The organism is Streptomyces sp. UNOB3_S3, assembly GCF_020740895.1.
Classification (GTDB): Bacteria; Actinomycetota; Actinomycetes; order Streptomycetales; family Streptomycetaceae; genus Streptomyces.
On sequence record NZ_JAILXP010000440.1, the window covers coordinates 1 to 5490 of the forward strand.

Here is a 5490-nt window from a genome sequence, read left to right on the forward strand (position 1 = left end):
GTCCCGGCCCCCGTCCCGGTCCCGGGGGAGCGGCGCGGGCGGCCGCGCAGCGCGGCCGTCGACCGGGCCGTCGTCGAGACCGTGCTGCGGCTCCTGGAGGACGGCATGACGGTCGCCGAGCTGTCCATGGAGCGGATAGCCCGCGAGGCGGGCGTCGGCAAGGCCACCGTCTACCGGCGCTGGGCGGGCAAGGAGGCGCTGATGCTCGATGTGCTGCGCTCCCTCGACGACAGCGCCCCTGAGCTCGCCGGCGGCCCCGCCCGCGACGACCTCGTCGCCCTGCTGGAGCACCTGCGCCGGCGCGGCCTGGCCAAACGCTCCTCGGCCGTGCTCCGGACGGCCATCGCGCAGGTCCGCGTCCACCCCCGGCTGTGGCAGGAGTACCACGACACGGTCGTCGCGGCCCGGCGCCGCGCCTTCCACGAGGTGCTGCGGCGCGGCATGGCGGCGGGGGAGATCCGGGCCGACCTCGACGTCGACCTCCTCACCGACCTCTTCGTCAGCCCCATGCTCTCCCGCGCGATCCTCCACGACTGGCAGGAGCTGCCGGAGGGGCTGGCCGAGCGGATCGTCGACACGGTGCTGGAGGGGGTGCGCCCGCAGACGCCCGGGCCGGACGCTCCCGCCCCGGAGGGGCCGCCGGGGCCGTCCGACCCCGCCGTCCCGGGCCGGAAGTCCTGATTCCGGAAGGTCCCCGGCGGCCTGGGACGTCCTCATGTGCCCGTTCTGTCACAGCATCCCGTGCCGGGCCCGCATCGAGGAACCCGGTGGGACCGGACGGTCGTCCTCCCACCCGACGCCCCGGCCAGGAGCGTTCCGGTCAGCCCCGCGTGCCATGATCACCTATGGTCCGGTCCCGGGGACGAGCAGCAGATGGAGCAGTGAGGACAGCCGATGCCGCAGGCGCACATGGAGGAGACGGGCCTTGAGGGAGCGGGCCCCGTGCGGACCGACTCCGGGGCCCCGGCGCTCCAGGGCCGGCTGGACCGCTGGCGCGGCCAGTGGCGGGGCCCGGACATCTGGCGGCGCGGCGTCGTCCTCGCCGTGCTCGCCGTCCTGCTCGGCCTGCTGATGCTGATCCACGCCGACCTGCCCAACAAGGTCGGCAACCTCGGCAGCCTCACCGAGACGTTCCTCCCGTGGCTGGGCCTGTTCGTCCCGGTGCTGCTGGTCCTGGCGCTGCTGCGCCGCTCGGCCACCGCCCTGATCGCCCTGCTGCTGCCCGCCGTCGCCTGGGTCAACCTCTTCGGCGGGCTGCTGACCGACAAGTCCGGCAAGGGCGGCAACTTCACCGTCGCCACCCACAACGTCAACGCCGAGAACCCCGACCCCGTCCGCACCGCCCGGGCCGTCGCCGCCTCCGGCGCCGACGTCGTGGCCCTGGAGGAGCTCAGCGACGCCTCGCGCTACGAGAAGGCGATGGCGGGCGCGTACAAGTACCACTCGGTGCAGGGCACGGTCGGCGTGTGGAGCAAGTACCCGCTGACCGACGCCGGGCCGGTCGACATCAAGATGGGCTGGACCCGCGCGCTGCGCGCCACCGTGCAGACGCCGCAGGGCCCGGTGGCCGTCTACGTCGCCCACCTGCCCTCGGTGCGGGTCAAGTTCAACGCCGGCTTCACCGCCGGGCAGCGCGACAACAGCGCCCAGGCGCTCGGCCAGGCCATCGCCCACGAGCCGGTGCGCAAGGTCGTCCTCCTCGGCGACCTCAACGGCACCATGAACGACCGCTCCCTCGCCCCCGTCACCTCCCAGCTCCGCTCGGCCCAGGGCGCGGCCGGCGACGGCTTCGGCTTCAGCTGGCCCGCGAGCTTCCCCATGGCCCGCATCGACCAGATCATGGTCCGCGGCATGGACCCCGTCTCCGCGTGGACCCTCCCCGCGACGCCCAGCGACCACCTGCCGGTGGCGGCCCGCGTCAAGATCTGACGGCACCTGCCCGCACGGGCCCGTACTCGCGAGTTCACCTCCCGGGTACGGGCCCGTAGCCGTATCCCCGTAGGCTGGAAGGCTGCTTCGGACCCCCTTCTGTCTTTTCGAAAGGCCTCTCATGCCCCTGGCGCTGCTGGCGCTCGCCGTCTCCGCCTTCGGCATCGGAACGACCGAGTTCGTGATGATGGGCCTGCTGCCCAATGTCGCGGACGACCTCGGCACCTCCGTCCCCACCGCCGGCTACCTGGTCTCCGCCTACGCCCTCGGCGTCGTCTTCGGCGCCCCGCTGCTCACCGCGCTCGGCGCGCGGATCCCGCGCAAGCGGATGCTGATCCTGCTCATGGCGGTCTTCACGGTCGGCAACCTCGCCTCGGCCCTGGCCCCCAACTTCGGGCTGCTCGTCGCCGGCCGGGTGCTGGCGGGGCTGCCGCACGGCGCGTTCTTCGGTGTGGGCTCCGTGGTCGCCGCCCGCCTCGCGGGCGAGGGACGGCAGGCCCGGGCCGTCGCCATGATGTTCCTCGGCCTGACGGTCGCCAACATCGTCGGCGTCCCGGCGGCCACCCTCCTGGGACAGCACCTGGGCTGGCGCGCCACGTTCCTCGTCGTGGCCGCGATCGGCCTCGCGGCGATGGCCACCCTCGCCCGCCTGATCCCCCAGCTGCCGCCCGAGCAGGGCGCGGGCCTGGGCAGGGAGCTGCGCGCCCTGGGCGGTCGCCAGGTACTGCTGGGCCTGCTGGCCACGGTCTTCGGCTTCGCGGGAGTCTTCGCCGTCTACAGCTATCTGTCCGCGATGGCGGTGGAGGTCACCGGCTTCTCCGAAACCTCGGTCACGTTCGTGCTGGCACTCTTCGGCACCGGCATGACCCTCGGCGTCCTCGCGGCCGGCCCCCTCACCGACCGCGCCCTGCGCCCCACGCTCTACGGAGCCCTGGCCGGTCTCGCGGCGGTCCTCGTCGTCTTCGACTTCACCGTGCACGTGAAGTGGGCCGCGCTGGTGACGGTCGTCCTGCTCGGCGCCGCCGGTTCCATGACCAGCACCCCCCTCCAGATGCTCATCATGAACAAGGCCAAGGCCGCCCCCACCCTGGCCGCCGCCTCCAACCACTCGGCCTTCAACCTCGCCAACGCGGGCGGCGCCTGGCTCGGCGGCGCCGCCATCGCGGCGGGCTGGGGCTGGACCTCGCCCACGCTGGTGGGCGCGGCCCTGGCCGTGGTGGGCCTGGCCGTCGCGGTCGTCGCGGGCGCCCTGGACCGGGGCGAGGGCTCGCGCGTGGTCGCGGGGGCACACTTGGAGCATGTGCCGCAGCATCAAGACGCTCAGACCGCCGGTCACACCGGAGGCCACTGAGGACGACGTCCGCGCCGCCGCCCTCCAGTACGTACGGAAGGTGTCGGGGTTCCACGCCCCGGCCGCGCACAACCGGGCCGTCTTCGACGCGGCCGTCGACGCCGTGGCCGAGGCCACGGCACGGCTGATGGACGGGCTGGTGGTGCGCGGCGCGAAGTGAACGCCGGGCCCCTCGACGGCAGCGCCGGGCCCCTCGACGGCGGGGGCCCGGGGCGGGATCAGACCTCGCGCCAGCCGTTCGTGATCGGCAGGCGGCGGTCCTTGCCGAAGCCCTTCGCGGAGATCTTCGTGCCCGGCGGGTACTGGCGGCGCTTGTACTCCGCCGTGTCGACCAGGCGCAGGATGCGGGTGACGAGCTCCGGGTCGAAGCCCGCCGCGACGATGTCGGCGCGGCCCCGGTCGCGGTCGACGTAGAGCTCCAGGATGCGGTCGAGGACGTCGTAGTCCGGGAGGGAGTCCGTGTCCACCTGCCCGGGGCGCAGCTCGGCGCTCGGGGGCTTGGTGATGGAGTTCTCCGGGATCGGCGGGGTCTCGCCGCGCTCGGCCGCCGCCCGGTTGCGCCAGTTGGCGAGGCGGAAGATGCCGGTCTTGTAGACGTCCTTGATCGGGCCGTACGCGCCGACCGAGTCGCCGTAGAGCGTGGAGTAGCCGCAGGCCAGCTCGGACTTGTTGCCCGGCGCCAGGACGATGTGGCCCTCCTGGTTGGAGATCGCCATCAGCATCGTGCCGCGCAGCCGGGACTGGAGGTTCTCCTCGGCGAGGCCGGTCAGGCCCAGCGACCCCATGTACGCGTCGAACATCGGGGCGATCGGCACGGTCCGGAAGTGGAGGCCCGTGCGGCGGGCGAGCTCCTCGGCGTCGGCGATCGAGTGGTCGGAGGAGTAGCGGGAGGGCATGGCCACGCCGTACACGTGGTCCGCGCCGACCGCGTCGCAGGCGATGGCGGCGACCAGCGCCGAGTCGATGCCGCCGGACAGGCCGATGAGGACGCTCCGGAAGCCGTTCTTCTCGACGTACGCCCGCAGGCCCGCGACCAGCGCCCGGTAGACCTCCTCGTCGTCGCCCAGGTGGGGGGCGAGGCTGCCGGTGAACTCCGGCTCGTAGGCGGGGAGGGGGTCGGCGGAGACGGTGACGTGCTCGATGCGCAGGCCGTCGTCGACGACGCCCGAGGGGGCCGCCGCCGGGGCGGCCGGCAGGTCCAGGTCGAGGACGAGGCAGGTCTCCTCGAACTGCGGGGCGCGGGCGATGACCTCGCCGGCGCTGTCGACGACGATCGAGTCGCCGTCGAAGACCAGCTCGTCCTGGCCACCGGTGGTCGCGAGGTAGGCGGTGACGCAGCCGGCCTCCTGGGCGCGCTTGCGCACCAGCTCCAGACGGGTGTCGTCCTTCTCGCGCTCGTAGGGGGAGGCGTTGATGGAGAGCAGCAGCCCGGCCCCGGCGGAGCGGGCGGCGGGCACGCGGCCGCCGTCCTGCCAGAGGTCCTCGCAGATGGCCAGCGCCACGTCCACGCCGTGGACGCGCAGCACGGGCATCGTCTCGCCGGGCACGAAGTAGCGGAACTCGTCGAAGACGCCGTAGTTCGGCAGGTGGTGCTTGGCGTAGGCCAGCACGGCCTCGCCCCGGTGGAGCACGGCGCCGGCGTTGCGCGGGGCCCCGGCGGGGCGGCCCAGGCGCGGGCGGGCCTCGTCGCTGCGGTCGAGGTAGCCGACGACCACGGGGAGCTCGCCCAGGCCCTCGGCCTGGAGGCGGGCGGCCAGCGCGCGCAGCGCGTCCCGGCTCGCCGCGACGAAGGAGGAGCGCAGGGCGAGGTCCTCGACGGGGTACCCCGTCAGCGCCATCTCGGGAAACGCCACCAGGTGGGCGCCCTGTTCGGCGGAGCGCCGGGTCCAGTGGACGATCCGCTCGGCGTTCCCGGCGATGTCGCCGACGCGGGAGTCGATCTGGTTCAGGGCGAGACGAAGTTGAGCCACGCGCCCAGTGTAATCGTCTGACTGACGCAATGTGGTGTGAGGGCGGCCACGGTGACCCGGGCGAGAACCGTGCAGACCTGGCCACGGAATGTGATCTTGTGACAAGCTGCGCGATCTGCCCATGGGGTGTCCTGCCGTGGGCCGGATGATGTCTTGTCAGCATTGATCCCTAGGAGACCCGTTGAGCACGCAGCCGCCGCCGCAGTGGAGCCCCCAGCCTCCCGACAGCGGCCCCTACCC

5 protein-coding genes are annotated in these 5490 nt (G+C 73.4%); 4 read left to right on the plus strand and 1 reads right to left on the minus strand.

Annotated elements, in window-relative coordinates; all coding sequences use genetic code 11:
* The 4 genes from K6I33_RS31125 to K6I33_RS31140 all read left to right on the plus strand — a co-directional run.
* Positions 1–681 (plus strand): TetR/AcrR family transcriptional regulator C-terminal ligand-binding domain-containing protein (locus tag K6I33_RS31125; RefSeq protein WP_229357895.1); only part of this gene is annotated, 681 nt, incomplete at its 5' end.
* A gap of 213 nt (positions 682–894) precedes the next feature.
* Positions 895–1929, plus strand: coding sequence for an endonuclease/exonuclease/phosphatase family protein (locus K6I33_RS31130; protein WP_229357896.1), 1035 nt, complete (start codon positions 895–897; stop codon positions 1927–1929).
* A gap of 121 nt (positions 1930–2050) precedes the next feature.
* Positions 2051–3280: an MFS transporter gene (locus K6I33_RS31135; RefSeq protein WP_229357897.1), complete on the plus strand. Its 1230-nt coding sequence runs from the start codon at positions 2051–2053 to the stop codon at positions 3278–3280.
* The gene (locus tag K6I33_RS31140) at positions 3228–3440 is read left to right on the plus strand and encodes a DUF2277 domain-containing protein (RefSeq protein ID WP_229357898.1); all 213 of its coding nucleotides are present in this window, start codon (positions 3228–3230) and stop codon (positions 3438–3440) included. The genes K6I33_RS31135 and K6I33_RS31140 overlap by 53 nt, the downstream gene beginning before the upstream one ends.
* A gap of 58 nt (positions 3441–3498) precedes the next feature.
* Here the strand turns inward: K6I33_RS31140 and K6I33_RS31145 are convergent, their stop codons facing one another.
* A complete protein-coding gene (locus tag K6I33_RS31145) occupies positions 3499–5250 on the minus strand; it encodes an NAD+ synthase (protein ID WP_229357899.1) in 1752 nt (583 codons plus the stop codon).
* Positions 5251–5490 lie beyond the last annotated feature (240 nt).

Bases quoted from the DNA above. Each gene is read 5' to 3' on its own strand.
- K6I33_RS31130 (WP_229357896.1), top strand. From the start codon at position 895: ATGCCGCAGGCGCACATGGAGGAGACGGGCCTTGAGGGAGCGGGCCCC.
- K6I33_RS31135 (WP_229357897.1), top strand. From the start codon at position 2,051: ATGCCCCTGGCGCTGCTGGCGCTCGCCGTCTCCGCCTTCGGCATCGGA.
- K6I33_RS31140 (WP_229357898.1), top strand. From the start codon at position 3,228: ATGTGCCGCAGCATCAAGACGCTCAGACCGCCGGTCACACCGGAGGCC.